Genomic DNA, 23,081 nt, shown 5'->3' with positions numbered 1-23,081 from the left:
CAGCGCTACAACAGAAGCTTGAGCGGAGATTGTCATGAACCCACGTAGCGCCTGCCTGGCTTGCCTTGAACGTGACCCGGTCGCCTTGCTGGAAGCGGCACTGTGGATTGCTGCCGAGCACGATGAGAGCGTGGTGCCGGCGCAGGTCCTGGCCGAGGTTCAGGCATTGCAGCAGGAGGTCAGCGCCGGGCTGCCGATGCTGCCGCTCAGCGAACTGGCCCAACCCTTGTTGCGCCGCCTCAACGCCCTGGGTTTCCAGCAGGACGAGTACCACCCCCTGCGGCCCCAGTCGGCGCTGCTCGACAAAGTCATACAGCGTCGCCGCGGTCAACCATTGGCCCTGGCCCTGCTGACCCTGGAACTGGCCCGTGGCCTGTCGATCCCCCTTGAGGGCGTGAACTTCCCCGGGCATTTCCTCTTGCGGGTGCCAGGCGCCGATCACCTGCTCGATCCTTGTGGCGGGCGGCGCCTGTACCCGGCCGATTGCCGCGAACTGCTGGGCCGTCAGTTCGGCCCGCAACTGGCCCTGAGCGCCGACCACCTGCTGACCGCCAGCCCTATGCAGATGCTCCAGCGCCTGTCACGCAACCTGCGCCAATTGCACGCCAGCCACGATGACTACCTCGAAGCCCTGAAGGATGCCGAACGGGTGTTGCAGTTGGGCCCGGGCACGGCTGCCGACTACATGGCACGCGCCACCCTGTATCAGCACCTGGAATGCCCCCAGGCCGAACGCTTCGACCTGGAGCACGCCCTGCTGCTCAGTGACGATCCAATCCAGCGCTTGCGCCTGACGGAACGCCTGAGTCATTTGCCACCGGCGTCGCCATCGGTGCATTGACCGCCTCGGCCGGGCTGCGCACCTGAATGATCAACAACGCTGCCAGCACCGCCGGAATCGCGCAGAAGAAGAATATCTGCTCGACCGGCAGGTGCATGGCCAACAGCAGGCTGCCGAACAGCGGCCCGAGGATCGAACCAAAGCGCCCTACCCCCAGCGCCCACCCCGTGCCGGTGGCGCGCACCTGGGCTGGATAGAAGTTGCTGGTAAAGGCGTTGAGCGTCAGTTGCCCGCCGATGATGCAGAAACCGGCGGCGAACACGCAGACCACCAGCCAGCGCGGGTTGCTGTGGTTCAGGCCGACCAGCACGGTAAACACCGCCGCCGCCAGCAGCACGGCACTGAGCAGGCGCACCTTGCGCTTGAGGCGGTCGGCGAACCAGGCCATGAACACCGCACCCAGGGTGCCGGCAAACAGGAACATCGAGGTCACCAGGTTGGCCTGATTCAGGGCCAGACCGCTTTCAAGCAGCAGCGAGGGCAGCCAACTGATCATGAAATACAAAAGGATCAGGCTGACGAAGAAGGTCGACCAGATCAACAGGGTCGGCCTGGCGTAGCCATCACGAAACAGCGCCACGACAGTGAGCTTGTTCTGGTTGTCTGCCATGGCCTGCGCACTGGCTGCAGGCGGCTGCCAGCCCGGGAGCATCTTCGCCGTGATCTTGAGCAGGCGCGCATAGGGCGGCGCATCACGCAGCAAGCGGGGCAAGGATTCAGGCAGGTACAAGACCAGGAACGGAAACAACAGCAGCGGCGCAATACCGCCGGCGAGGAACACCGCCTGCCAGCCGAAGCTGTCGATAAACCCGGCAGCGACGAAACCGCCCGCAGCGCCCCCCAGCGAGAAACCGCAAGCGGCCAGCGTGACCATCAGGGTACGCAAGCGCGGCGGCGCATATTCGGACATCAGCGCCATGGCACTGGGCATTGCCCCGCCCATGCCGATGCCACACACAAAGCGCGCCAGCATCAGGCTGTTGAGGGAGTTGGCGAACACCATCATCACGGTCAGGCTGGAGTACAGCAGTACACAGCACAGCAGCACCCGACGCACGCCAAAACGATCCGCCAGCGGCGTCACCGCCAGCGAACCGAGGGTCAGGCCCAGCAGGTTGGCGCTGAACACCGGCCCGAATGCGGCCTTCTCCAGGCCCCAGTCCTGGGCCAGAGAAGGAATCACATAGCCCAGCACCTGAGCATCATAACCATCGGTAACCAGCAATAAGGCGAGTAACAACAGCAATAACCACTGATAACGCGACACGGGCCGGGCATCCAGCGCCGTGCGAAAGCTGGCAATCTGATTGTGCATCGCAAGGTACCTTTTATTGTTATGGGTATCAGGTGCGGGCAGCGGGGTTTATGGCGTATCGGGCTGCCTCGACGGATGAGCCTGGGCGAACGCCGCATGTTGCTCGGCCAGCGCGGCGACCCGGCGAATGCGCGGGAAGCCACTGAGGTCGATGTTGAAGCGTTCGGCGGCATACAGTTGCGGAATCAGGTAGACGTCAGCCAGCCCCGGCTCGTCGCCAAAGCAGAAGCCTTCATCGCCGATCAACTGCTCGACAGCAGCCAGGCCCTGGCTGATCCAGTGGCCGATCCACTGGTTGACCTGGGCGTCATCGTGGCCCAGGCCACGCAACTGGTTAAGCACACTGACGTTGTGCAGCGGATGGATATCGCAGCCGATCAACGCCGCAACACCACGGGCCTGGGCCCGCCGAAGCGGATCTTGCGGCAGCAGCGCCGGCTGTGGATAAACCTCTTCCAGGTATTCGATGATCGCTGGCGACTGCACCAGCACCTCACCGGAGTCGACCTTCAGCGCCGGCACCCGCCCTTGCGGGTTGAGGGCCAGGAAGTGCGCCTCGCGCTGCTCGCCCTTGAGCAGGTTGACCGGCAGTTGCCGGACCTCCAGCTGCTTGAGCGCCAGGGCAATCCGCACCCGGTAGGACGAGGTCGAGCGGTAGTAGGTAAAGAGTTCCATGGCCCTGCCCTCTCAGTGAGCCGCAAGGATCTTGCCGCGGCATTCACCGAAGCCGATCGAGGCCACGCCATCGCGCTTGCAACGGGCGCGCAGGATGATCTCGTCACCGTCTTCGAGGAACTTGCGCACCTCGCCCGACGCCAGTTCGACCGGCTCCTTACCGCCCTGGGTGATTTCCAGCAGGCTGCCGAACTGGCCCGGCTGGGCACCGGACAGGGTGCCGGAACCGAACAGGTCGCCCGGCTGCAGCTGGCAACCGTTGACGCTGTGGTGGGCAACCATCTGCGCCACGGTCCAGTACATGCTCAGGGTGTTGCTCAGGGTCAGGCGATGGGCCGGCAGCTTCTGCTCGCGCATGCGCTCGGTCAGCAGCAGCACTTCCAGCTCGATATCGAAGGCGCCGTTGGCCTGGTCGCGCTTGTCGAGCAGGTACGGCAATGGCTGCGGATCACCTTCCGGGCGCGCCGGCTGGGCGCAGCGGAACGGTTCCAGAGCTTCGGCGGTGACCACCCACGGAGAAATGGTCGAGATGAAGCTCTTGGACAGGAACGGGCCCAGCGGCTGGTATTCCCAGGCCTGGATATCGCGTGCCGACCAGTCGTTGAGCAGGCAGAAGCCGGCGATGTGTTCAGCGGCTTCGGCGACCGGGATCGAATCGCCCATGTCGTTGCCCTGGCCGATCCAGATGCCCAGCTCCAGCTCGTAATCCAGGCGCGCGCACGGGCCGAAGCTCGGTTCGCTCTGGCCGGCGGGCAGGGTCTGGCCTTTTGGCCGGCGCACGTCGGTACCGGACGGGCGAATGGTCGACGCGCGGCCGTGGTAGCCGATCGGCACGTGCTTGTAGTTGGGCAGCAGCGGGTTATCGGGGCGGAACAGCTTGCCGACATTCTTGGCGTGTTCGATGCCGACATAGAAGTCGGTGTAGTCGCCGATACGCGCCGGCAGGTGCAGTTGGCACTCGCTGGCCGGATACAACAGCGGCTTGAGCGCGGCCTGGTGCTCGCTGTGCTCGCCGAGCAACTCCAGCAGGCGTTCACGCAGGGCGACACGCGCATTACGGCCGAGGGCGAAGAAAGCGTTCAGCGCACCGCCGCGGGTGGCTTCAACCGCAGCGCGTGCCTGGCCGTCGAACAGACCGGCAGCCAGCACGGCTTCCAGGTCGAGAATGGCATCACCGATAGCCACGCCACAGCGCGGCGCCTGGTCCTTGCGGCTGAAGATCCCCAGAGGCAGGTTCTGCAGCGGGAAGTCGCCGTGGCCGTTGGCGTGTTCGACCCAACTGCGGGCAAGGGCGGACTGATTCATGGGTTATCTCCGATTCGGGGTAAAGGTGCTCGGCAACGAGGCCCAGCAACTATCGTAGTCGGCCTGCAATTGCGGGCATTCGAGCGCATGACGGCTCGGGCGCAGCACCTGGCTGGTCTCGAACATGAAGGCCATGGTGTTGTCGATCTTGTTCGGTGCAAGCTCCACGGCAATGGCCTTGCTACAGGTCTCGGCATCCGGGCCATGGGCGCTCATGCAGCTGTGCAGCGAAGCGCCGCCGGGCAGGAAGCCTTCGGCCTTGGCGTCGTACTCGCCCTTGATCAGGCCCATGAACTCGTTCATCAGGTTGCGGTGGAACCACGGCGGACGGAAGGTGTTCTCGGCCACCATCCAGCGCGGCGGGAAAATCACGAAGTCGAGGTTGGCCATGCCTGGCACGCTGGTCGGCGAGGTCAGCACGGTGAAGATCGAAGGGTCCGGGTGGTCGAAGCTGACCGTGCCAATGGTGTTGAAGCGGCGCAGGTCATATTTGTACGGCACGTTGTTGCCGTGCCAGGCGACCACGTCCAGTGGCGAGTGGTTGAGTTGGCAGCCCCACAACTCGCCGAGGAATTTCTGCACCAACTGCACCGGGCCGTCGATTTCTTCGTAATGGGCCACCGGCGCCAGAAAATCGCGCGGGTTGGCCAGGCCGTTGCTGCCGATCGGCCCCAGGTCCGGGATGCGCAGCGGCGCACCATGGTTTTCGGCCAGATAACCACGGGCCTGGGCGTCGAGCAGTTCGACGCGGAACTTCAGGCCACGGGGCAGTACCGCGATCTCCAGCGGCTCGACGTCCAGCACGCCCAGCTCGGTGACGATGCGCAGGCGGCCCTGCTCCGGCACCAGCAGCAATTCGCCGTCGGCGTTGAAGAACACCCGTTCCATGGAGCGGTTGGCGCAATAGGTATAGATGCTGATGCCCGCCGGTTTTTCACCCGCCGAGTTGGCCGCCATGGCCACCCAACCGTCAATGAAGTCGGTCGCGTCGCTCGGGATCGGCTGTGGGCTCCAGCGCAGGCGATTGGGCGTCACCGAGCCCAGCGGACCACCGGCCAGTTGACGCTCCAGGCGCTCGAAGCGCGGGTGCAGGGCCGAAGGGCGAATGCGGTACATCCAGGTGCGGCGCAACTCGCTGCGGGCCATGGTGAAGGCGGTACCGGAAAACAGTTCGGCATACAGGCCGTACGGGGCTTTTTGCGGCGAGTTCTGCCCGACAGGCAGGGCGCCAGGCAAGGCTTCGCTGGCGAATTCGTTGCCGAAGCCGCTCTGGTAGCCGAGGACAGGGGTGTTATCGAGGTTCATCGAGCCTCCGGGCCCAGTGCAGGCCGGTCAATGGCAGTTGGCTGCAGGCCTTGAAGGGGTGGCAGCGCTTCTGCGTTATTTTTATCGTAATTACATTACGCATAACGTAATTTGATTGACGAAGACCGTCAAGCTATAAAGACGCCCACTGAACTCCCCGGATCGACTCCACCATGGCCAAAGCCAGCTCCCCCGCCGACAGCTCCGGCAAACAGAAGGTCCGCTCGGCCGAGGTCGGTACCGACATCCTCAAGGCCCTGGCGCAGTTGTCGCCGTCCACCTCGCTGTCGCGCCTGGCCGAGCATGTGGACATGCCGGCGAGCAAGGTCCACCGTTACCTGCAGGCGCTGATTGCCAGCGGTTTTGCCGAGCAGAACCCGGCCACCAACCACTACGGCCTGGGCCGCGAAGCCTTGCGCGTGGGCCTGGCCGCGCTGGGCGGGATGGACGTATTGAAAGAGGCGGCGCTGCCGCTGTCGCAACTGCGCGATGAGCTTAACGAAAGCTGCTTCATTGCCGTATGGGGCAACCAGGGCGCAACCGTGGTCAGTATCGAGCCGGCGGTACGCGCGGTCACCGTAGTCACCCAGATCGGTTCGGTACTGCCCTTGCTCACCTCCTCGACGGGCCTGGTGTTCGGCGCCTACCTGCCAGAGCGTGAAACCATCGAACTGCGCGAGCAGGAGCTGGCCACTTCTGGACACCGCTTCAGCGACTACGAAGCCTTGTTCGCCACGATCCGCCAGCGCGGCCTGCACCATGTCCATGGCCTGCTGATGCCGGGCGTCGATGCACTGTCGGCGCCGGTGTTCAACGCGGTCGGCAAGATTGCCGCGGTGCTGACCGTGGTCGGCCCGACCTCCATCTTCCATGCCGACGAGCAGGGGCCGGCAGCACAACGGCTGTTGGCTGCGGCGAAGCTGATCAGTTGGCGTATGGGGTATGAGGAAGCGCCGGCGGGATAAACTTGTTTACACACGATCACAGTCTTTCATCAAGCCAGCGCTTAATCTGACCACCGGGCACTGTTACTAGAGTTGTAACAGTGAATGTCACAATCGGCTATTTTTCCTCACCGATCAGCGGCTTATCCTGAACGCACTTACACAGCAGCAGGCAAAGCCCCAAGCCAGCTGTCTATTCCGGGCCTTTGCGGCGTGAACACCCCGCCCCCGCGACCTGTAAGCCCAGGTTCACCGACGTTGATTTTGAAGCTCCTTGATCTGCGTCTTACTTGGCCGCTGCACTGCAGCGGCCTTTTTTATGCCCGTGATTCAATCGCCATCGGCGTCGTCAAAGTGAAATCGGTGCAACAATCGGTGAGCGATGGGCGCCAGGATCAAGCCGATGCTGGCGACGAACACCAATCCCACATAAAGCCCGTAACCGGCGAAGAACAACTTGCCGCCGATGGACTCGGGGAGGATTACCGGCCCCACTCCGCCGAGCAGCAAGGTGGCATTGAACAGCGCATCATGCCAAGGCACCTGCGGCTCGAAATACAGATGCCCGACCACACCAAACAGAATCGAGCCAATCAGCAACAGGCAGGCTGCGAAGCCGTGCCACATCAGGCGGTAGCCAAACTGTCGGGTAGAGATGACAGCATCCGTTCTGGATTCGTACATCCACTGTGCTCCTGCAACCTGGGTGGCCGTCCAGCATAGGCAACTTTAGCCGACGACCACAACCTTGGGGCAGGTTCAGCCCTGTGGATACTTCTGCAGATTGGCCATCATCTGCTGTAAGGCTTGCAGGCTGTCTTGCGGGTGCACAGCGTTGTCGAAGTCGCCGATCTGCTGCCAGTTCACCGCAATATCTTCGGGTGAAAAGCCCTCGCGCGGGTCAAAACCGACACCCAGGCTGCGCTCCCAGCGCACCTTGCCGACCCAGCCACCGCCCACTTCGTAGAGGCCGCCGCTGTCCTGGCAATCGTCACTGCCCAGGTACACCACCAGCGGGCTGACCAGTTCCGGCTTGAGCTGTTCGAACACCTGCGGAGGAATCAGCCCTTCGGTCATGCGCGTGCCGCCGGTGGGGGCAATGGCGTTGACCAGGATGCCGTGCTTGCGCCCTTCGATGGCCAGGGTGCGGGTCAGGCCATACAAGCCGAGCTTGGCCGCACCATAGTTGGCCTGGCCGAAGTTGCCATAGATCCCCGAGGTCGAGGCAGTGAAGATCACCCGTCCCCAGTTCTGCTCGCGCAGGTGCGGCCAGGCGGCGCGGGTGACCTTGTAGGCACCTTCGAGGTGCACCTGGTAAACCTGCTCCCAGTCACTGTCCTCCATCTTGTGGAAGGTCTTGTCACGCAGGATACCGGCGTTGTTGATCACCACATCGACCCGACCGAAGCTGTCCAGGGCCTGTTCGACAATGCGCTGGCCATCGGTGACCGAGTCATGGTTGGCAACCGCAGTGCCGCCGGCTTCGCGAATCTGCGCCACCACCCGGTCGGCGGCCGAGACGCTGGCGCCTTCGCCATGGGTCGAGCCGCCCAGGTCGTTGACCACCACCCTGGCGCCATGCCGGGCGAACAGCAGGGCATGGGCGCGGCCCAGGCCACCGCCGGCTCCGGTGACAATCACCACTTTTTCGTCCAAGCGAATCGTCATGCTCATTTCTCCAGCAGAACAAGGGAGGGATGCCCGAGTGTCGGCCAGCACTGGCTGGCACACAATCAAGCGGGCAGACGCTGAATGGCAGGCGATAAGGCCGGGCGATAATTGCGCACACCTGGCCGCTCAGGACCAGGCGACCTTCTGCGGCATATTCACCAGGGGTTGCTCGCGAAACGCCAGGTAATGGCGCAGCACCTGTACCGGTGCTTCGGTATGCGGATAGTGGCCGATGCCCTGGAGCATCACGGTGTCGGCGTTGGGCACCAGCTCCTGGTAGCGCTCAACCATGTGTGCGCCGGAAATCGGATCGACCGCGCCGTTGATCAGCCGCAGCGGCACGCCTTCGGCCTGCAACGCCCCGACCCAGCGCTCACGATGGGCAACCCGTTCGGGCAGGTAAGTGATCAGCTTGTGCAGGATTCGTGTACCGCGGTTGGAAGCGACAAGGCTCCAGTAATCGTCCAGTGCGCTTTCACTGGGATGGGTGCAGGGGCCGTAGATCTGGGTCACGTTGCGCACCAGGTCGTCTCGCCCGAACGAACGCCCCACCAACCAACCCAGGCGGCTGAGCAGCAGTTTCTGGATCAGCAGCGGCCGATGACGCTCGGGAAACAGGCCGCCATTGAGGAATACGCAACTGGCGATTTGCGCACGGCCCTCATGGTGGCGGGCGAGCAATTCCTGGGCGACGCTGCCGCCATAGTCATGCCCGAGCAAATGCACCGGCTGCTCGACCTGCAGGTGCGCCAGCAGCGCCTGCAGCAAGTCGGCCTGCTCCAGCAGGCTGTAGTCGTGAGACAGCGGCTTGGCCGAATCGCCAAAGCCAAGCATGTCACAGGCAATCACCCGAAAACGCTGGGTCAGGGGGGCCCAGAGGTAATGCCAGTCCCAGCTGGCGGTGGGAAAGCCATGGATGAGCAGGAGCGGTTCGCCCTGCCCTGCGCTCCAGTAGCGGATGGCCAGGCCACGGAAGGAGAAATTCAAGCCCCGGGTCCGCCAGACGCACAATGGAATCTCGGCCAAAGGCATCACAGTGGTCCCGGTAGGTTGTAGCTGTTCGTGTTGGGCAAGGCATCGGCTGCGATCATTGCAATCACCTCGGCACATTCGTGTGCTCTACTGACTCAACAGTCTAGTCAGGCAGGCCCGTGCCGAGAGTTGCGTTGGCAGCCAGCTTATTGACCTTGGGAGTCAGCGCGCAAAATAGCGTGGTGAATCACAGCAGCAAGGTCAGCAACGGCGCGGCAAACAGGTTGAGCAAACCGGTCAGGACCATGACCAGGCCGGCCACCGAGCCCTCCTCGCCACCCACTTCATGGGCGCGGCTGACGCCCGCTCCGTGAGCGCCGACACCAAACAGCGCGCCACGGGCCAATGGCGTGCGCAGCGGCAGGTACTTGAGCAGCACGCCACCCAACATCGCCCCCAATACACCGGTAAACATCACGAATACGGCGGTGAGCTCCGGCACACCGCCCAGGTCCTTGGCCAGCGGCATGGCAAAGGGCGTGGTGATCGAGCGCGGCACCAGCGACAGACTGACCGAGCTGTCCAGTGCCAGCAGGTGCGCCAGGCCCCAGGAGCTGCCGATCGACGCCGCGCTGCCCATCAGCATACCCAGGGTCAGGGCCGGCCAGTGGCGGGCGAGCAAGGCCCGCTGTTGCCAGATCGGTACGGCAAAGGCCACGGTCACCGGGCCCAGCACCGTCATCAGCCAATGGGTATTGCGCGCATACTCGGCGTAGGCGGTATGCAACGGCACGGCAATCGCCAACAGCACTGCCGGCACCAGAATCAATGGCGACAGCAGGTAGCGCCCGGTGCGCCGGTACAACCAGCGGCTGCCCAGATAGGCCAACAGGGTGATGAGCAGCCAGAACAGCGGCATCGGCTCAAGCGTCATGGCGCAGCCTCCAGCGGCAGACCCACTCCACGGTTACCGCCGTAACCACCATTACCAGCAAGGTACTCACGCCGATCACCAGCAAGATCCGCCAGCCTTCATCGCGCAACAGGCTGCCATAATCGAGCAGGCTCATCAGCGCCGGAATGAAAAACAACAGCATCTCGGCCATCAGTACCCCGGCACCCAGCTGCAACATGGCCGGCTTGAGCACGCCGGCGGCGAACAACAGCAACAGCAGGGCCAGGCCAATGACCCCGCCTGGAATCGGCCAGGCCAACCAGGCGGCCAGCACACCACCGACCTTATAAAGAGCCAGCAACACCGCCAGCTCGGCGAGCAGGCGGACAAATCGGTTAAACGCAGGGGGTTTCATCGCGGGGGTCCTCTCAGGCCTTCATTTTAAAAGCCCGCTCCCCACGCCAAAAGCGAATTGTTAGACTGCCAGCTATTCCAGATTGGAATTGCGCGAATGGAATTCAAACAGCTACGCAGTTTTCTCGAAGTGGTGCACCGCGGCGGTTTTACCCAGGCCGCGCTGACCTTGCACATCAGCCAGTCCGCAGTGAGCAAGCAGGTCGCGCAACTGGAGCAGGATCTTGGCGTTGCGCTGCTTGAGCGCCAAGGCTCGCAATTGCACCTGACCGCCGCCGGTAAAATCGTTCTGGAACGCGGCGAAGCCATGTTGCGCCTGCGCCAGGAGCTGCTCAGCGAACTGGATGACCTCAGCCAGCTGACACGCGGCGAGCTGCGCCTGGGCCTGCCGCTGCTGGGCAGCGATGCGCTGTTCGCCCGGTTGTTCGCCGAGTACCGGCGGCGCTACCCGAATATCAGCATCCAGCTGTTTGAAGGCGGCAGCCGCAGTGTCGAGCACGCCGTGCTCAGCGGCGAGCTGGAACTGGGCGGCAGCCTGACGCCAAACGACCCGGCCTTTGCCTACCAGCCGTTTTGCAACGAGCCCCTCGACGCCCTGCTGCCCACCGATCACCCGTTGGCGAACGCCGGCCAGGTCAGCCTGGCGCAACTGGCCGACACGCCGTTCCTGCTCTATCAGCGCAGTTTCGTGCTCAATGATCGTTTGCTCAGTGCCTGCCAGCAGCTGGGATTTACCCCGCGCGAAGGCGGGCGCAGTGGTCAGGCCGACTTTCTCGCCGCGCTGGTGGCGGCGGGCCAAGGGGTCGTACTGCTGCCCAGCGTGGTCGCCCGTGGCCTGGAGCGGCCGGGGGTGGTTCGCCTGTCACTGAGCGAACCGACGGACCTGCGCTGGGACATTGCCTTTATCTGGCGCCAGGGCGCCTACCTATCGCGTGCCGCCCAGGCCTGGCTGCAGCTGCTGCGCGAGCAGCCACAGCCGCAGTGATCAGCCGCGCAGTTTTTCCACCAGCTCGGCAATCCAGGGCTCTGCGTCGGTTTCCGGAGTAACGGTTTCGCTGGCATCCAGGCGCAGCATCGGCAGCACTTCCTCCAGGCCCAGCTCGGCGAACAGTTCACGCAGTTGCTCGCCGCCACCACAGAAAGTATCGCCATAGCTGGAATCGCCCAGGCCGATGACCGCGCCCTTGAGTCCACGCCACTCGGCGGGCAGCACGTCGCGAATGGCACTGTACAGCGGCATGATGTTGTCCGGCAGCTCGCCCATGCCAGTGGTCGAGGTCACGGCCAGGAATGCCTGCGGGGCAAAGCCCTGGATGTCCTGCAGGGTGGCCCGGTTCGCGTGCCAGGCCTCGAAACCTGCTTGTTTGAGCAACTTCTCGGCGTGCCGAGCAACTTCTTCGGCGGTGCCGTAGACCGAACCGGAAAGGATCGCGACTTTCATAGAGGTTTCCGAAACTGAGTAAAAACGTAGGATACTAGCATCCGGCACTGGCAAAAGGCCTTATTCGGCAGCTGTACAGCGACGGTCAATCTACTAGAATCAGCCAGCATGCCCGATCTACAGCCCTTGCGGACCTAACAAGATGATCAATGCCACATTGCTGCAGCGCATGATTGACGCCTCCAATGACGGGATCGTAGTGGCCGAACAGGAGGGCGACGACGACACCATCCTGATCTACGTGAACCCGGCCTTCGAGCGCTTGACCGGCTACGACGCCAACGAAATCCTCTACCGCGACTGCCGCTTCCTGCAGAACGACGATCGCGACCAAAGCGCCCGGGCACTGATCCGCCAGGCGATCAAGGATGGCCTGCCAAGCCGGGAAATCTTGCGTAACTACCGCAAGGACGGCAGCGCATTCTGGAACGAACTGTCGATCACCCCGGTGCTCAACGAGGCCGACAAGCGCAAGTATTTCATCGGTATCCAGAAAGACGTCAGCCGCCAGGTCGAAGCCGAACAGCGGGTGATCGCGCTTGAGCGCCAGCTGGCTGAAGCCCGTGCGCGCATCGCTGCGCTGGAAGCCGACCAACGGTCTTAACAAACCCGCCGTTTGGTTGTCCATGACGGTGAAAAAACGCACTCACGACTGCAACTTCGAGTTCGACCATGCAAGCAGATGCCCTTCTGACCCAGGATGAGCTGGACTTCATCCGCTCCATGCAGCACGCGCCCCAGCCCCACCCGGCTGAACCGCCGTCGCGCCTGATGGTCAATGGCGGCAGCGAAATCAAGAACCTGCTGACCCGTCTGATCGCCGACGAGCAGGTGACCCTGCAGGCACAGTTCAACAACCAGCAGATGACCTTCCCGCTGCAATTGGTCGAAGACGAGTTCCACGCCCTGCACCTGCAACTGGGCGTGCCGAACATCTACGAAGAAGGTGCCGTGGTCCGCCCTTGGCGCCTGACCCTTGAGCAGCCGGTGGCCCTGGAAGACGAACTGGGCTTGAGCACCGGTTTGTGGGTGCGGGAAATCTCCTTCAAGGGTGTGCTGCTGGAAGTGCGCGAGCAACCCGAGCCACCCAAGCATTTCGAGCTCTGGTTCAGCCCCGACGGCGATGCCCCCATTGCCCTGCATGGCACCCTGCAACGGCGCACCGGCGATCGTCTGGCCGCCTACAACCTGGGCCAGAGCCTGCCGGCTGAAATCGAGCGCTTACGCGAGTACATCCTCAAGGCCCACCGCCGCGCCCACCCCGAACTGCACCCTTAAGAGTCCAGGTGACCGGCCAGGTATTGCTGCAGCCGCCGGCGCATCAATCGCCCGTCGCTGCCCAGGCAGGCCACCTGCGATCCGATCAGGCTGTCCTGAGCCAGGTCTGCGGCCTCCCCCGCCAGCAGCAACGGGCACTCCAGCCCCAGCGCCAGGCGCGCCAGGCGCTTGGGCAAGTCACTGGTCGGTGGCAGGTTGGAAAACAGCACCAGGGCATGAGGCGTCATGCGCTCGCAGACCAGGCTCAACTCTTCCAATGGCTGGCCAAGGCCGAGCACGCTGATGGCAATTTCACTGGTGCCGAGCAATAGCGCTGCCACCAGCAACTCCAGCTCGCGGCATTGGCCGGGAATTGCCGCCAGCACCACGCGTACTTCCTGCTGCTCACGGGCCAGCTGCAAACGCTGCAACACCCGCCCGCGCAAAAAGTTGTCGAGAAACAGCCATTCGCTGGCCTGGCCAAAGGCCTCGTGGGTGCTGCGCAGCGCCTGCCAGACCGGCATGAGGATGTCCTGGAACACCACCAGCTGTGGATAACTGCTGAACACCTGACCGTACAGTTGCTCCAGACGACGCTCGTCGAACGCCCTGACGGCCTGGCGCACGTGCGCCTGCCATTGATTGAAGTCGGCCAGGGATTCGTCGCTGCGCTGCGGCTGGCTTTCGGCCTTGAGGTTCTGGCTTTTGGCGAGGATGCGCCCGACTTTGCTGACAGCCACACCGCGTTCGATCCAGCCGAGGATGCTGCGCACCTCGTCGATATCGGCTTGTGAGTACAAACGGTGCCCACTTTCGGTGCGCGTGGGCTGAATCAGCCCATATCGGCGCTCCCAGGCACGCAGGGTGACCGGGTTGATACCGGTCAGGCGGGACACTTCGCGGATCGGGAACAGTTCTTCGTGGTCGAGCTGATGAGTACTCAATGAAGGCTGGTCAGGTTCGATCATTGCCAGGAAACCGCGGGTTTATGGGCCAACAGCCATTCTACTCCGGCTGCTGCAAGCGCGACCATTGGCATTTCTATCAGGTCGGCGACCGCCAGCACTGACGAGTCAGCCGATTTAGGGAATAATCCGCGCCCGATTCTTGCATCGATTCTTGCAAAGAAGCGAATACCGTCCAACACCCCGGGCGGCGTTCAAGGGGCAGGCCTACCGGCCACGCCCAGTTGCCAGGAGATATACCATGTCTACCCCACCCGTAACCCTGATGGTTACCCGCCGCGTCGCCGATGGTCGCTACCAGGACCTGATGGCCTGGTTGCACGAAGGCGAACAGCTGGCCACCGACTTTCCCGGCTACCTGGGCTCGGGCGTGCTCGCCCCGCCGCCGCAAGGCGATGAGTTCCAGATCATCTTCCGCTTCGCCAACGAGCAGACCATGCACGCCTGGGAGCATTCGGCCTCGCGCAAGGCCTGGCTGGCCCGTGGCAATGGCCTGTTCGCCGAGCCGTCGGAACAGCGGGCCAGCGGCCTGGAAGGCTGGTTCGGCAACAACCCGGTACAGCGCCCGCCGCGCTGGAAGCAGGCGGTGGCGATCTGGCTGGCATTCTTTCCGGTATCGCTGCTGTTCAATCTGCTGTTCGGCCACTGGCTGGGCGCGCTGGACCTGGTGCCGCGCATCCTGCTCAGCACCTTGGGCCTGACACCGTTGATGGTGTACTTCTTCATTCCACTGTCGACCCGCCTGCTGGCCAACTGGCTGAACGCCAGCCCTGCCCGCCCGAGACCGCAGGGCGCGCGCAATCCCGCCTAGTTCGGGTATGCTGGGGGTTATCCAAGCGAACCAGTAAAAGTTGACCGCCCCCACCATGAACAGCCCAATTCTTGTCACCGGAGCCAGCCAGCGAGTCGGGCTGGCGCTGGCCCTGAACCTGGCGCAGGCCGGCCATACCGTGGTCAGCGCCAGCCGCAGCAAAAACCCCGAGGCCGCACACCCGAACATCGTCCAGTTCCAGGCCGACCTGTGCCGGGAAGACGATCGCCTGGCCCTGATCGAGCACCTGCAAGGCCACTACGACGGCTTGCGCGCCATCGTCCACAACGCCTCGTTGTGGCTCGACGATGACCTGGCCAACCTCAACACCATGTTCAAGCTGCACGTCGAGGCGCCCTATCACCTGAACCTGGCCCTGGGCGCCCAACTGGCCAAGGTGGACAAGGCCGACATCATCCATATCTGCGACGAGACCTCCTCACGCGGCAGCGGCAGCCATATCGGCTATGCCGCCACCAAGGCTGCATTGCAGAACATGGTGCTGTCGTTTGCCGCCAAGTACGCGCCGAACATCCGCGTCAACGCGATTCTGCCGGGCTTGCTGATCCTCAAGGCAAACAGCGACGAGGCCTACCGCCAGCAAACCCTGAAAAAGGCCCTGCTGGAATTCGAACCCGGCGCCCAGCCGTTGATCGATGCCGTGCGCTTCTTGCTCGACAGCCAGTACAGCACCGGCAGCAATCTGGTCATCAACGGTGGCCGTCACCTGAAAAACCGCCTCGCGGTAGACTGACCTACCGCTGACACGAGAACGTCCATGAACGATCAACAGAAGCTAGAACTCGAAGCCGCCGCCTTCCGCCGCCTGGTTGCCCACCTGGACAGCCGCAAGGACGTGCAGAACATCGACCTGATGAACCTTGCCGGCTTCTGCCGCAACTGCCTGTCCAAATGGTACAAGGCCGCCGCCGACGAAAAACAGATCGAGCTGAGCATGGATGAAGCCCGTGAAGTGGTCTACGGCATGCCTTACGCCGAATGGAAATCCCTTTACCAGCAAGAAGCCAGCGCCGAACAACAAGCGGCGTTCGCCAAAGGAAAGCCCCATGACTGATCTGAACACCCTGCGCGCCAGCCTGAAATCCGGCGAGCACGTCTTCGCCGACACCCTGGCCTTCATCGCCGAGCACTACACCTATCAGCCACAAGCCTTCAACAATGGCGGCGTAGAGAATGCTGCCGGGCAGAACGAAGGTTCGTGCAAGACCCTGGGCCTGGCCCTGCTCGAAGGCCTGAGCGATGAAGAAGCCCTGCTGGCGTTCGGCGAGCACTACCGCTCGGTGCAGGCCACCCCGCAAGGCAGCGACCACGGCAACATCCGCGCGCTGATCGAACACGGCCTGGCTGCGGTCAAGTTCGCCGAGCAGCCGCTCAAGCGCCTGGCCTGATCAAACGCCCCGGCGTGCCTTCGGCCAATTGCCCGTGGCGCAGCCAGTGCAGGGCAATTGGCCACAGCCTGGGCTGGAAGCGGCTGTGGAAAAAGGCGAAATGACCGATACGGTTCTCGGCGATATCACCTGGGGCAATGCGCAGGTGACTGCGCTCACTGGCCTGGAAGTACCCCAGTAAACGCTCGATGGCAGCAACCGTGCCGAACGGGTCGTCGGTCAGGCTGATGGCCAGGGTTTGCGCCTTGACCCGGGCGAACGGCAATCCATTCAGCCCATTCAGCGCCCGCCCGCTAGGGCGATGCTCATAGCTTGCAGTGCGCGTGCTCCAGTCCTGCACCACCCCGGCCGGGGTATCTTCCAGCCACCCCAGGCGCTTGCCGGGAAAGTAACCGAATACCCGGGTCAGCAGCGGCATCAGCACATGCCATTTGCCGAACAGTTGCCAGCGGCTGTCAGCGGCATAATCGCGCCAGTAGGCAAACTGAGCGCCGACCGTCACCAACCGGCGCAGTTGATCGGCCGACGGCGCCAACCCCGCTGCACAGCCACCAAAACTGTGACCGACCACATCGACAGGCTGGCCAGGAAACTCGCGCCGGGCGCGTTGCAACATGGCTTCGAAATCCAGCGCGCCCCAGTCGGTCCAGGAGGCTTTGAAGTGGCGCATGGAGGCCGGGCGCGACTCACCGATGCCGCGATAGTCATAGGTGATGACGTCGAAACCATGGGCAAACAGGTACTGGGCAAAGCGGGCGTAATAGCTGCAGCGCACCGAGGTGGCGGCGTTGATGATCACCAACGGGCGCGTGGGGGCCGGCACCTGGTGGCGCCAACAGAAACCGCCAAGGGAATAACCGTCGGCGGTTGTCTCACGGAAGGCGTGCCCGCTGTTGCTGGCTACGGGCAAAGCCGGGAATGCTTCGAGACTGCTCATCGACCTCTGTCACGCCGAAGCCGCTACCTGCGGTGCAGGGACCTTGCGCAAGTCGCTCAGTCGCGAGCCATCGTAGCGGGTTTCGCGGAACAGGCGCCAGCGCCCGAACACCCCATACACGTGCGTCACCCGGCCCTGCTCTTGATAACCCATGCGCAAATGCATCTTGAGCGCCGGGATATTGTGGGTTTCACAGACATCCACCACTGTGCGGCAACCCTTGGCGCGCATGGTCTCCCACAGGCTGACCTGGGCATCTGCCGACAAACGAGTGCCAAAGTAGGCGCGGGTCATTTCGCCGCCGAATTCAAAGAACTCACCGGGCTTCACCGGGAAGGTGCAGCCGTAATAATGACGGTCGTGATAGTCGCGCATGCTGGCAAAGATGAACCCTACGGCATCGCCTTGTTCATCCAGGTACATGTGCCCGGTATGGCCTTCGGCGGCCAGCTCGCGCATGGTCTGCACGCGGTCGCCAAAATAGCGGGCGAAGGCATCGGCGTTTTCCGCGGTAATGTCCACCAGGCGTACCGCAGGATGGTCGCGCAGGTTGTGCGGCGGTACCGGGCTGACCAGGTCGCGTTCCATCCACAGCAACTCCCAATGGAAGAAGATGTAACGCTCATAGAGGGTTTTAAGGACTTTTTGCAGACCCTTTTGCCTGATCCGCTCTTTTAGTTTTTGTAGCCCACTCATGGTGCCTCCTGTCGAAACCTTGACGGTTTAAAAGGGCATGTAGAGAGTGGTATAGAACAGTGGCGGCGCGGGAGTAGCAAAGGGCCAGAAACGGACTTGTTTCAAATTGTTTCAAGACTGAAACTGTTGCCGCACCCGGTTAAAAACAGGTGCAGCAACAAACACTTGGCAAGTGCTACTTACAGCTCTATGCAGTCGAACCGTACGTCGGTAGCCACATCGGCGTCATAGTCAACATCCTGACGCTCGAAACCGAACAGGTTGAGGAACTGCTTCTTGTAACCGGCGTAGTCGGTAATTTCGAACAGGTTCTCGGTGGTCACCTGCGGCCACAGGGCCTTGCAGGCATCCTGTACGTCGTCGCGCAGCTCCCAGTCGTCCAGACGCAGGCGGCCTTCTTCGTCCAGCGCCGCCGGCGCGCCATCAGCACGGTACAGACGGTCACGGAACAGGCGGTCGAGCTGATCCTGGGTACCTTCGTGAACGTTCTTCTCTTTCATGATCTTGAAGACCATCGACAGGTACAGCGGCATCACCGGGATGGCCGAGCTGGCCTGGGTGACCACGGATTTCAGTACCGCGACGTTGGCGCCACCACCGACCTTCTGCTCCAGGCGCTTGGCGGTTTCGTCCAGGTCCATCTTGGCCTTGCCCAGGGCGCCGTGCCAGTAGATCGGCCAGGTGATTTCAGTGCCGATGTAGCTGAAGGCCACGGTGCGCGCTTGCGGCGCCAGAACACCGGCGGCGTCCAGGGCGTCGATCCACAGCTGCCAGTCCTGACCACCCATGACGGTGACGGTGTCGGCAATTTCCTGCTCGCTGGCAGGCTCGATGGACGCCTCGATGATGGTGTCTTTGTTGGTGTCGATGGCGGTTGACTTGTACGGCTGGCCAATTGGCTTGAGGGCCGAGCGTACCAGCTCGCCAGTCTGTGGCAGCTTGCGCACCGGCGACGCCAGGGAGTAGACCACCAGGTCGACCTGGCCGCCCATTTCGTTCTTGATCAGCTCGATGACCTTGGCCCGCGCTTCGTCAGAGAAGGCGTCGCCGTTGATCGACTTGCTGTACAGGCCTTCGGCCTTGGCGAACTTGTCGAAAGCGGCAGCGTTGTACCAGCCCGCAGTACCGGCCTTGGTCTCGGTGCCCGGCTTTTCAAAGAACACGCCCAGGGTATCGGCCTTGAAGCCGAAGGCGGCGGTGATGCGCGCCGCCAGGCCGTAACCGCTGGAAGCACCGATCACCAGGACCTTTTTCGGACCATCCTCGCGCACGCCCTGCTTGCGGGTGGCTTCGATCTGATCACGTACGTTCAGCTCGCAACCGGTCGGGTGCGTAGTGGTGCAGATAAAACCGCGGACTTTGGGATGGATAATGGCCAATGTCTGTACCTCGTCAGTGAATTTGCTGAGGGAGCCGAATCGCTTGGACTCGAGGTTCCGTGTGCTGTGAGGGTGAGACTACACCCGCAGCGTTGCCGACACATCCGGCCCCCTGGAATCCTTCAGGGCGCTACTTTGTCACAGCGTGGAAAACTTCAGCAACCGCTGATCTCAGACCCGGAACGCACCGATCAGGCGCTTGAGTTCCAGCACCTGGGTCGACAGCTGGCGGCTGGCGTCCTCGGTCTGGTGCGCGCCCTGGGTGGTGTTTTCCGCCGCCCGGTTGATCTCGACGATGTTCTGGTCGATGTCGTGGGCCACCGCCGTCTGCTGCTCCACCGCCGCAGCGATCTGCTGGTTCTGGTCGACGATGCTGCCAATGGCGCCAAGGATGTTCTCCAGCGCCTGCTGCACCTGCTGCGATTCGCCAACCGTGCCCGAAGCCATCTGATGGCTGCTGTCCATGGCCTTGACTGCGGCCCCTACCCCACCCTGCAGGCGCGAGATCATCTGCTCGATCTCTTCGGTGGACTGCTGGGTGCGCTTGGCCAGGGTGCGCACCTCATCGGCAACCACGGCAAAACCGCGGCCCTGCTCGCCCGCCCGGGCCGCCTCGATGGCGGCATTGAGGGCCAGCAGGTTGGTCTGCTCGGCGATGCTCTTGATCACCTCCAGCACCCGGCTGATGGCCTGGCTGTCGCTGGCCAGCTGGTTGATCACCGCCACCGACTGATCGATCTCGCCGGCCAGGCGGGCGATATTGCCTTGCTGGGTTTCCACCAGGCCACGCCCGCTGACGGTTTCCTGGTTGACGCTATGGGCGCTGCTGACTGCCGCCGCAGCGCTGCGTGCCACCTCCTGGGCAGTTGCCGACATCTGGTTCATGGCCGTGGCCACCTGCTCGATCTGCCCGCGCTGGCCACTGACCGCCTGGTTGCTGCGCGCCGATACCGCATGCACCTGCTCGGCCTGGCGCTCGACCTCGGCGACGGTATGGCCGACCTGCTCGATCAGGTCATGGATGCGCCGCACCGTACCGTTGAACACCTGGCCCAACTCACCCAGTTCATCGCGGCTGCTGGCCTGGAAATTCGCCGTCATGTCGCCGGCGGCAACCTTGTCCATCACCGCACCGAGGCTTTTCAGGGTATTGCGGGTCGAGGCGTAAAAGCCGCTATAGAGGTAGACGATCAGCAGGAATACGGCCGCCAGCGCCGACACCAGCAAAATCATGTGCAACCGGTGCTCGGCCAGACGCTGCTCGAGCTGCTGGCCGAGAAACTCGCCAATGGCGGTATTGAGCGTGTAGGTCTGCTCCATCAAGCCGCTAATCTGCTTGTAGAACCCCGGCCACGGTGCATCGAGGGTGTCGGCCACCACGACCTGTTCTTCGATCAGCTCGCTGGCCTGCTTGAGCGACGCCTGGCTGCTGTTGCCCAGGCTGCCAAGCCTGGCCTGGGCGCCGGGCTCGGTGGCAAGCGCCTCATCCAGGCGGATGGCATAGTCGGCGCCGAGTTTTTCCAGTTTCAACAACAGGTCATCGAAGCGCGCGCTGGAGGCCGAATTGACAAAGCCCTGGCCTAGTGAATACGAGCCGATGGCCCGCCCTTCGCCGAGCGTCTGGGTAACTTGCGGGGTCACCGTGGTCATCAGTTCGCTCAGCTGGCGGATCGCCGAGTCGCTGTCCTGGCTGAGCCCGGCCTGGCTGGCAATCACCTTGCTCAGTACCTGGGCCTGGCCCAGCAGCTTGTCGAACAGCGCCACCTTGCTCAACAGCGAGGTCTCGCTTTGGGCGGTTTTGAGCGTCTCGAGCATCTCGGCGCGCTTGCCATCGAAAGCCTTGGCCTGGGCCTCGTCACCGCTCACTGCAATCAAGCCGGACAAGCGGCTCTGCACCTGTTGCTCGACGCTGGCGATCTGCGCCTCGACATCCTCGGCCTTGCCCGACTGACCGAGCACGGCGTTGATCTGCACCAGGTTGCCGAGGGTTTCCACGTCACCGCGCAAGGCCAGGCTGCTGCCGAGCAGTTCCAGGCTCTGCAGTTCGGTGCGGGTGGCATGGAACTGCGCATAGGAATCGCGGACCAGGTAGTAGTTGGTGACCAGCATGGGCAGGAAAAACAGAATACTGATCAGGCTGAACTTCATCCCGAAGCTCAGGCGGTTCATCAGCGCGATGGCCGGATACAACAGGCTCTTCAAGGGTGGTGCCCTCCGATTCTTATTGTTTTTACGGTTCCTGCCTTTGCACCATCCTCTGCAGGAGCGGGCTTGCCCCGCGATTGCGGTTTGCGCCCCCACAGTGGCACAAGGCCACCGAACGTATTCAGCAACACCTGTATAGCGCATATCGGATCGGGGGTTTGTAACTTAAGGTTAACCGGCAGCGGAGCGACCAACGGCCGCTCCGCGATGGGCTTTAGCCGAGTACGGTCCACAGGGCGAAACAGGCGTACCAGAGCACTGCCGAGCGCAGCAGCAGCTCCCACAGGTTGTCGAGGCCGAGCAGGCCATCGGGGCCTGCCGACGCGTTGCCGGGCAGTTCAGCGGCGACGCGGCCGACCGAGTCGATCAAGCCGGCCGCGCTGATGTGCCAGTTCAGCAGTTCGTGCAACATCACCCGGCTGACTGCAACGAAGTTGCCGACCAGGGCGAAGCTGACGCCCAGCACGCGCACCGGCGCCCAGTCAAAGGCGTGGCGCAGTTGCAAGGCATGGTCACGCAGCACAGGGGTACGCCCATGCTCGGCGGTCAGTGCCAGCAGCCGATACGCCAGGGCTGCGGCCGGGCCGAGGAGGAAGTACCAGAAAATCACCGCAAAAAAGCTCTGGTAGGCCTGCCACAACAGGTTGCCCTGCACCCGCTCCAGCAGGGCCTGGGCATTGTCGGCGGTCAAACCCAGGTCGCGCTCGGCGACATGCACCGCTGCTTGCTCGTCACCGCGCCGCCAGGCATCGCGAAACGGCCCTTGGGCGGCCTTGATGTCGCCCCGGCCGAGGCTGTAGATCAGCACCAGCAGGTGCACCGGCAAGGCCAGCAAGCCATAGGCCACCGGCTCCAGCACGTGCAGCAGCAAGGCCAGCAAGGCCACCGGCAGCAACACCAGGATGGTCAGCACCCACCAGGGATGGCGCCTGCCGTCACGCTCCAGGCGGGTAAGTTCGGTGACATAAAAACCGTCGCGTTGCAGACGCTGGCGCAGGGCCGAGAACTTCTCGAACCACAACACCAGCAACAACACCAGAAAACTCATGCTTCGTCCTCCTTGTCCTTGAGGCTTGCGCGGTAGCGCAGCCAGTCAAAAGCGCCACCGGGGTCGGTCTTGCGTCCCGGAGCAATGTCGCTGTGGCCCTGAATCCGTTCAGTGCCAATGGCCGGCCAGGCGTCCTGGATCTGCCGGGTCAATGCTTGCAGTGCCTGGTACTGGGCATCGGTGAAGGGCAGCTCGTCAGTGCCTTCAAGCTCGATGCCGATGGAAAAGTCGTTGCACGCCTCGCGCCCCTCGAAACAGGACACCCCGGCATGCCAGGCACGCTCCAGACAGGAGACAAACTGCGTGACCTTGCCGTCACGTTCGATGAGGAAATGCGCCGACACGCGCAGGTGCTTGATGCCTTCGAAATAGGGGTGCTCGCTGGCATCCAGCCGGTTCTGGAAGAACTCCTGGACCTTACCGGTACCAAATTGCGCCGGCGGCAGGCTGATGTTGTGGATAACCAGCAGGGAGATGACTTCGCCTTCGGCGCGGGCATTGCAATTGGGCGAAGGACAATGGCAGACGCCGGCGAACCAGCCAGTAGCGCGGTCCAGTTGCATAGAAAATCCTGAGACACGGGGGCACCGGCTCAG

26 protein-coding genes and 1 pseudogene are annotated in these 23,081 nt (G+C 63.0%); 9 read left to right on the top strand and 18 right to left on the bottom strand.

The features are described from left to right. The first annotated feature begins 34 nt into the window (after window positions 1–34). The gene (locus PspR32_RS04125) at window positions 35–841 is read left to right on the top strand and encodes a SirB1 family protein (RefSeq protein ID WP_159388121.1); all 807 of its coding nucleotides are present in this window, start codon (window positions 35–37) and stop codon (window positions 839–841) included. Here PspR32_RS04125 and PspR32_RS04120 read toward each other — a convergent pair. The 4 genes from PspR32_RS04120 to hmgA are packed head-to-tail and all read right to left on the bottom strand — an operon-like array spanning window position 762 to window position 5,441. Continuing rightward, window positions 762–2,156, bottom strand: a complete 1,395-nt coding sequence (locus PspR32_RS04120) for an MFS transporter (RefSeq protein ID WP_010223521.1) — start codon at window positions 2,154–2,156, stop codon at window positions 762–764. The two genes, PspR32_RS04125 and PspR32_RS04120, sit on opposite strands and share 80 nt — an antisense overlap. Window positions 2,157–2,204: 48 nt before the next feature. Continuing rightward, entirely contained in the window at window positions 2,205–2,831 is a 627-nt protein-coding gene (gene maiA, locus PspR32_RS04115; RefSeq protein ID WP_010223522.1) for a maleylacetoacetate isomerase, read from the bottom strand. Window positions 2,832–2,843: 12 nt separating this feature from the next. Then, window positions 2,844–4,136, bottom strand: coding sequence for a fumarylacetoacetase (fahA, locus tag PspR32_RS04110; protein WP_159388120.1), 1,293 nt, complete (start codon window positions 4,134–4,136; stop codon window positions 2,844–2,846). Window positions 4,137–4,139: 3 nt separating this feature from the next. Next, a complete protein-coding gene (gene hmgA / locus PspR32_RS04105) occupies window positions 4,140–5,441 on the bottom strand; it encodes a homogentisate 1,2-dioxygenase (protein ID WP_010223524.1) in 1,302 nt (433 codons plus the stop codon). A 173-nt stretch (window positions 5,442–5,614) separates the two neighbouring features. On the opposite strand from hmgA, the gene PspR32_RS04100 reads away from it, so the two are divergent. After that, window positions 5,615–6,406, top strand: coding sequence for an IclR family transcriptional regulator (locus PspR32_RS04100; protein WP_036993879.1), 792 nt, complete (start codon window positions 5,615–5,617; stop codon window positions 6,404–6,406). 309 nt (window positions 6,407–6,715) lie between these two features. Here PspR32_RS04100 and PspR32_RS04095 read toward each other — a convergent pair whose 3' ends face one another. From PspR32_RS04095 to PspR32_RS04075, 5 genes are all read right to left on the bottom strand, one after another. After that, a complete protein-coding gene (locus tag PspR32_RS04095; RefSeq protein ID WP_010223526.1) occupies window positions 6,716–7,069 on the bottom strand; it encodes a hypothetical protein in 354 nt (117 codons plus the stop codon). 75 nt (window positions 7,070–7,144) lie between these two features. Beyond that, a complete protein-coding gene (locus tag PspR32_RS04090; protein WP_159388119.1) occupies window positions 7,145–8,059 on the bottom strand; it encodes an SDR family oxidoreductase in 915 nt (304 codons plus the stop codon). Between the two features lie 123 nt (window positions 8,060–8,182). Next, the gene (locus PspR32_RS04085) at window positions 8,183–9,088 is read right to left on the bottom strand and encodes an alpha/beta fold hydrolase (RefSeq protein WP_010223528.1); all 906 of its coding nucleotides are present in this window, start codon (window positions 9,086–9,088) and stop codon (window positions 8,183–8,185) included. Between the two features lie 187 nt (window positions 9,089–9,275). Beyond that, on the bottom strand, window positions 9,276–9,962 hold the full coding sequence (locus PspR32_RS04080) for an LrgB family protein (RefSeq protein WP_010223529.1): 687 nt from the start codon (window positions 9,960–9,962) through the stop codon (window positions 9,276–9,278). Then, a complete protein-coding gene (locus PspR32_RS04075; RefSeq protein WP_010223530.1) occupies window positions 9,952–10,338 on the bottom strand; it encodes a CidA/LrgA family protein in 387 nt (128 codons plus the stop codon). Before PspR32_RS04075 ends, PspR32_RS04080 begins: the two co-directional genes overlap by 11 nt. Window positions 10,339–10,434: 96 nt before the next feature. Here PspR32_RS04075 and PspR32_RS04070 point away from each other — a divergent pair, with 96 nt between their 5' ends. After that, a complete protein-coding gene (locus PspR32_RS04070; protein ID WP_010223531.1) occupies window positions 10,435–11,322 on the top strand; it encodes a LysR family transcriptional regulator in 888 nt (295 codons plus the stop codon). Here the strand turns inward: PspR32_RS04070 and PspR32_RS04065 are convergent, their stop codons facing one another. After that, window positions 11,323–11,778: a flavodoxin gene (locus PspR32_RS04065; RefSeq protein ID WP_036993873.1), complete on the bottom strand. Its 456-nt coding sequence runs from the start codon at window positions 11,776–11,778 to the stop codon at window positions 11,323–11,325. 142 nt (window positions 11,779–11,920) lie between these two features. Between PspR32_RS04065 and PspR32_RS04060 the strand changes: the two genes are divergently transcribed. Then, entirely contained in the window at window positions 11,921–12,382 is a 462-nt protein-coding gene (locus tag PspR32_RS04060) for a PAS domain S-box protein (protein WP_010223533.1), read from the top strand. A gap of 68 nt (window positions 12,383–12,450) precedes the next feature. Further along, window positions 12,451–13,056 carry a hypothetical protein gene (locus PspR32_RS04055; protein WP_010223534.1) on the top strand — a complete coding sequence of 202 codons (606 nt, stop codon included), beginning with the start codon at window positions 12,451–12,453 and terminating at the stop codon, window positions 13,054–13,056. Here PspR32_RS04055 and PspR32_RS04050 read toward each other — a convergent pair. Beyond that, window positions 13,053–14,003, bottom strand: a complete 951-nt coding sequence (locus tag PspR32_RS04050; protein WP_010223535.1) for a MerR family transcriptional regulator — start codon at window positions 14,001–14,003, stop codon at window positions 13,053–13,055. The two genes, PspR32_RS04055 and PspR32_RS04050, sit on opposite strands and share 4 nt — an antisense overlap. A 238-nt stretch (window positions 14,004–14,241) precedes the next feature. On the opposite strand from PspR32_RS04050, the gene PspR32_RS04045 reads away from it, so the two are divergent. The 4 genes from PspR32_RS04045 to PspR32_RS04030 are packed head-to-tail and all read left to right on the top strand — an operon-like array spanning window position 14,242 to window position 16,220. Beyond that, window positions 14,242–14,811, top strand: a complete 570-nt coding sequence (locus PspR32_RS04045; protein WP_159388118.1) for an antibiotic biosynthesis monooxygenase — start codon at window positions 14,242–14,244, stop codon at window positions 14,809–14,811. A 55-nt stretch (window positions 14,812–14,866) separates the two neighbouring features. Continuing rightward, entirely contained in the window at window positions 14,867–15,565 is a 699-nt protein-coding gene (folM, locus tag PspR32_RS04040; RefSeq protein WP_010223537.1) for a dihydromonapterin reductase, read from the top strand. A gap of 24 nt (window positions 15,566–15,589) precedes the next feature. After that, the gene (locus PspR32_RS04035; RefSeq protein ID WP_010223538.1) at window positions 15,590–15,886 is read left to right on the top strand and encodes a DUF1244 domain-containing protein; all 297 of its coding nucleotides are present in this window, start codon (window positions 15,590–15,592) and stop codon (window positions 15,884–15,886) included. After that, complete coding sequence (locus PspR32_RS04030; protein ID WP_010223539.1) at window positions 15,879–16,220, top strand: HopJ type III effector protein; 342 nt, start codon at window positions 15,879–15,881, stop codon at window positions 16,218–16,220. Before PspR32_RS04035 ends, PspR32_RS04030 begins: the two co-directional genes overlap by 8 nt. Here PspR32_RS04030 and PspR32_RS04025 read toward each other — a convergent pair. The 7 genes and pseudogenes from PspR32_RS04025 to ampD form a co-directional block, all read right to left on the bottom strand. After that, the gene (locus PspR32_RS04025; RefSeq protein ID WP_010223540.1) at window positions 16,204–17,157 is read right to left on the bottom strand and encodes an alpha/beta hydrolase family protein; all 954 of its coding nucleotides are present in this window, start codon (window positions 17,155–17,157) and stop codon (window positions 16,204–16,206) included. The two genes, PspR32_RS04030 and PspR32_RS04025, sit on opposite strands and share 17 nt — an antisense overlap. 9 nt (window positions 17,158–17,166) lie before the next feature. Beyond that, the gene (locus PspR32_RS04020; protein WP_159388117.1) at window positions 17,167–17,853 is read right to left on the bottom strand and encodes a GNAT family N-acetyltransferase; all 687 of its coding nucleotides are present in this window, start codon (window positions 17,851–17,853) and stop codon (window positions 17,167–17,169) included. A 179-nt stretch (window positions 17,854–18,032) separates the two neighbouring features. Further along, the gene (gene fabV, locus PspR32_RS04015) at window positions 18,033–19,232 is read right to left on the bottom strand and encodes an enoyl-ACP reductase FabV (protein WP_010223542.1); all 1,200 of its coding nucleotides are present in this window, start codon (window positions 19,230–19,232) and stop codon (window positions 18,033–18,035) included. Between the two features lie 171 nt (window positions 19,233–19,403). Next, window positions 19,404–20,108, bottom strand: coding sequence for a methyl-accepting chemotaxis protein (locus PspR32_RS26615; RefSeq protein WP_374045997.1), 705 nt, complete (start codon window positions 20,106–20,108; stop codon window positions 19,404–19,406). A 150-nt stretch (window positions 20,109–20,258) separates the two neighbouring features. Further along, window positions 20,259–20,465: pseudogene (locus PspR32_RS26610) on the bottom strand (HAMP domain-containing protein); the annotation flags it as partial. Between the two features lie 1,186 nt (window positions 20,466–21,651). Then, a complete protein-coding gene (ampE, locus tag PspR32_RS04005) occupies window positions 21,652–22,485 on the bottom strand; it encodes a regulatory signaling modulator protein AmpE (RefSeq protein ID WP_010223544.1) in 834 nt (277 codons plus the stop codon). Continuing rightward, window positions 22,482–23,048, bottom strand: a complete 567-nt coding sequence (gene ampD, locus PspR32_RS04000; protein WP_010223545.1) for a 1,6-anhydro-N-acetylmuramyl-L-alanine amidase AmpD — start codon at window positions 23,046–23,048, stop codon at window positions 22,482–22,484. Before ampD ends, ampE begins: the two co-directional genes overlap by 4 nt. Between the last annotated feature and the right edge of the window lie 33 nt (window positions 23,049–23,081).

The organism is Pseudomonas sp. R32 (assembly GCF_009866705.1).
In the GTDB taxonomy this organism is placed as follows: Bacteria; Pseudomonadota; Gammaproteobacteria; order Pseudomonadales; family Pseudomonadaceae; genus Aquipseudomonas; species Aquipseudomonas donghuensis.
Note: the sequence above shows the minus strand (reverse complement) of the source record. Positions and strands in the feature narration are given on the sequence as shown.

Coding starts and splice junctions, on each gene's coding strand:
- PspR32_RS04125 (WP_159388121.1), top strand. CDS start 35: ATGAACCCACGTAGCGCCTGCCTGGCTTGCCTTGAACGTGACCCGGTC.
- PspR32_RS04120 (WP_010223521.1), bottom strand. CDS start 2,156: ATGCACAATCAGATTGCCAGCTTTCGCACGGCGCTGGATGCCCGGCCC.
- PspR32_RS04020 (WP_159388117.1), bottom strand. CDS start 17,853: ATGAGTGGGCTACAAAAACTAAAAGAGCGGATCAGGCAAAAGGGTCTG.
- PspR32_RS26615 (WP_374045997.1), bottom strand. CDS start 20,108: ATGTCGGCAACTGCCCAGGAGGTGGCACGCAGCGCTGCGGCGGCAGTC.
- PspR32_RS04090 (WP_159388119.1), bottom strand. CDS start 8,059: ATGAGCATGACGATTCGCTTGGACGAAAAAGTGGTGATTGTCACCGGA.
- PspR32_RS04055 (WP_010223534.1), top strand. CDS start 12,451: ATGCAAGCAGATGCCCTTCTGACCCAGGATGAGCTGGACTTCATCCGC.
- PspR32_RS04035 (WP_010223538.1), top strand. CDS start 15,590: ATGAACGATCAACAGAAGCTAGAACTCGAAGCCGCCGCCTTCCGCCGC.
- PspR32_RS04085 (WP_010223528.1), bottom strand. CDS start 9,088: ATGCCTTTGGCCGAGATTCCATTGTGCGTCTGGCGGACCCGGGGCTTG.
- folM (WP_010223537.1), top strand. CDS start 14,867: ATGAACAGCCCAATTCTTGTCACCGGAGCCAGCCAGCGAGTCGGGCTG.
- PspR32_RS04045 (WP_159388118.1), top strand. CDS start 14,242: ATGTCTACCCCACCCGTAACCCTGATGGTTACCCGCCGCGTCGCCGAT.
- ampD (WP_010223545.1), bottom strand. CDS start 23,048: ATGCAACTGGACCGCGCTACTGGCTGGTTCGCCGGCGTCTGCCATTGT.
- fahA (WP_159388120.1), bottom strand. CDS start 4,136: ATGAATCAGTCCGCCCTTGCCCGCAGTTGGGTCGAACACGCCAACGGC.
- PspR32_RS04095 (WP_010223526.1), bottom strand. CDS start 7,069: ATGTACGAATCCAGAACGGATGCTGTCATCTCTACCCGACAGTTTGGC.
- PspR32_RS04075 (WP_010223530.1), bottom strand. CDS start 10,338: ATGAAACCCCCTGCGTTTAACCGATTTGTCCGCCTGCTCGCCGAGCTG.
- PspR32_RS04025 (WP_010223540.1), bottom strand. CDS start 17,157: ATGAGCAGTCTCGAAGCATTCCCGGCTTTGCCCGTAGCCAGCAACAGC.
- PspR32_RS04050 (WP_010223535.1), bottom strand. CDS start 14,003: ATGATCGAACCTGACCAGCCTTCATTGAGTACTCATCAGCTCGACCAC.
- hmgA (WP_010223524.1), bottom strand. CDS start 5,441: ATGAACCTCGATAACACCCCTGTCCTCGGCTACCAGAGCGGCTTCGGC.
- PspR32_RS04065 (WP_036993873.1), bottom strand. CDS start 11,778: ATGAAAGTCGCGATCCTTTCCGGTTCGGTCTACGGCACCGCCGAAGAA.
- PspR32_RS04080 (WP_010223529.1), bottom strand. CDS start 9,962: ATGACGCTTGAGCCGATGCCGCTGTTCTGGCTGCTCATCACCCTGTTG.
- ampE (WP_010223544.1), bottom strand. CDS start 22,485: ATGAGTTTTCTGGTGTTGTTGCTGGTGTTGTGGTTCGAGAAGTTCTCG.
- PspR32_RS04060 (WP_010223533.1), top strand. CDS start 11,921: ATGATCAATGCCACATTGCTGCAGCGCATGATTGACGCCTCCAATGAC.
- maiA (WP_010223522.1), bottom strand. CDS start 2,831: ATGGAACTCTTTACCTACTACCGCTCGACCTCGTCCTACCGGGTGCGG.
- PspR32_RS04100 (WP_036993879.1), top strand. CDS start 5,615: ATGGCCAAAGCCAGCTCCCCCGCCGACAGCTCCGGCAAACAGAAGGTC.
- PspR32_RS04030 (WP_010223539.1), top strand. CDS start 15,879: ATGACTGATCTGAACACCCTGCGCGCCAGCCTGAAATCCGGCGAGCAC.
- PspR32_RS04070 (WP_010223531.1), top strand. CDS start 10,435: ATGGAATTCAAACAGCTACGCAGTTTTCTCGAAGTGGTGCACCGCGGC.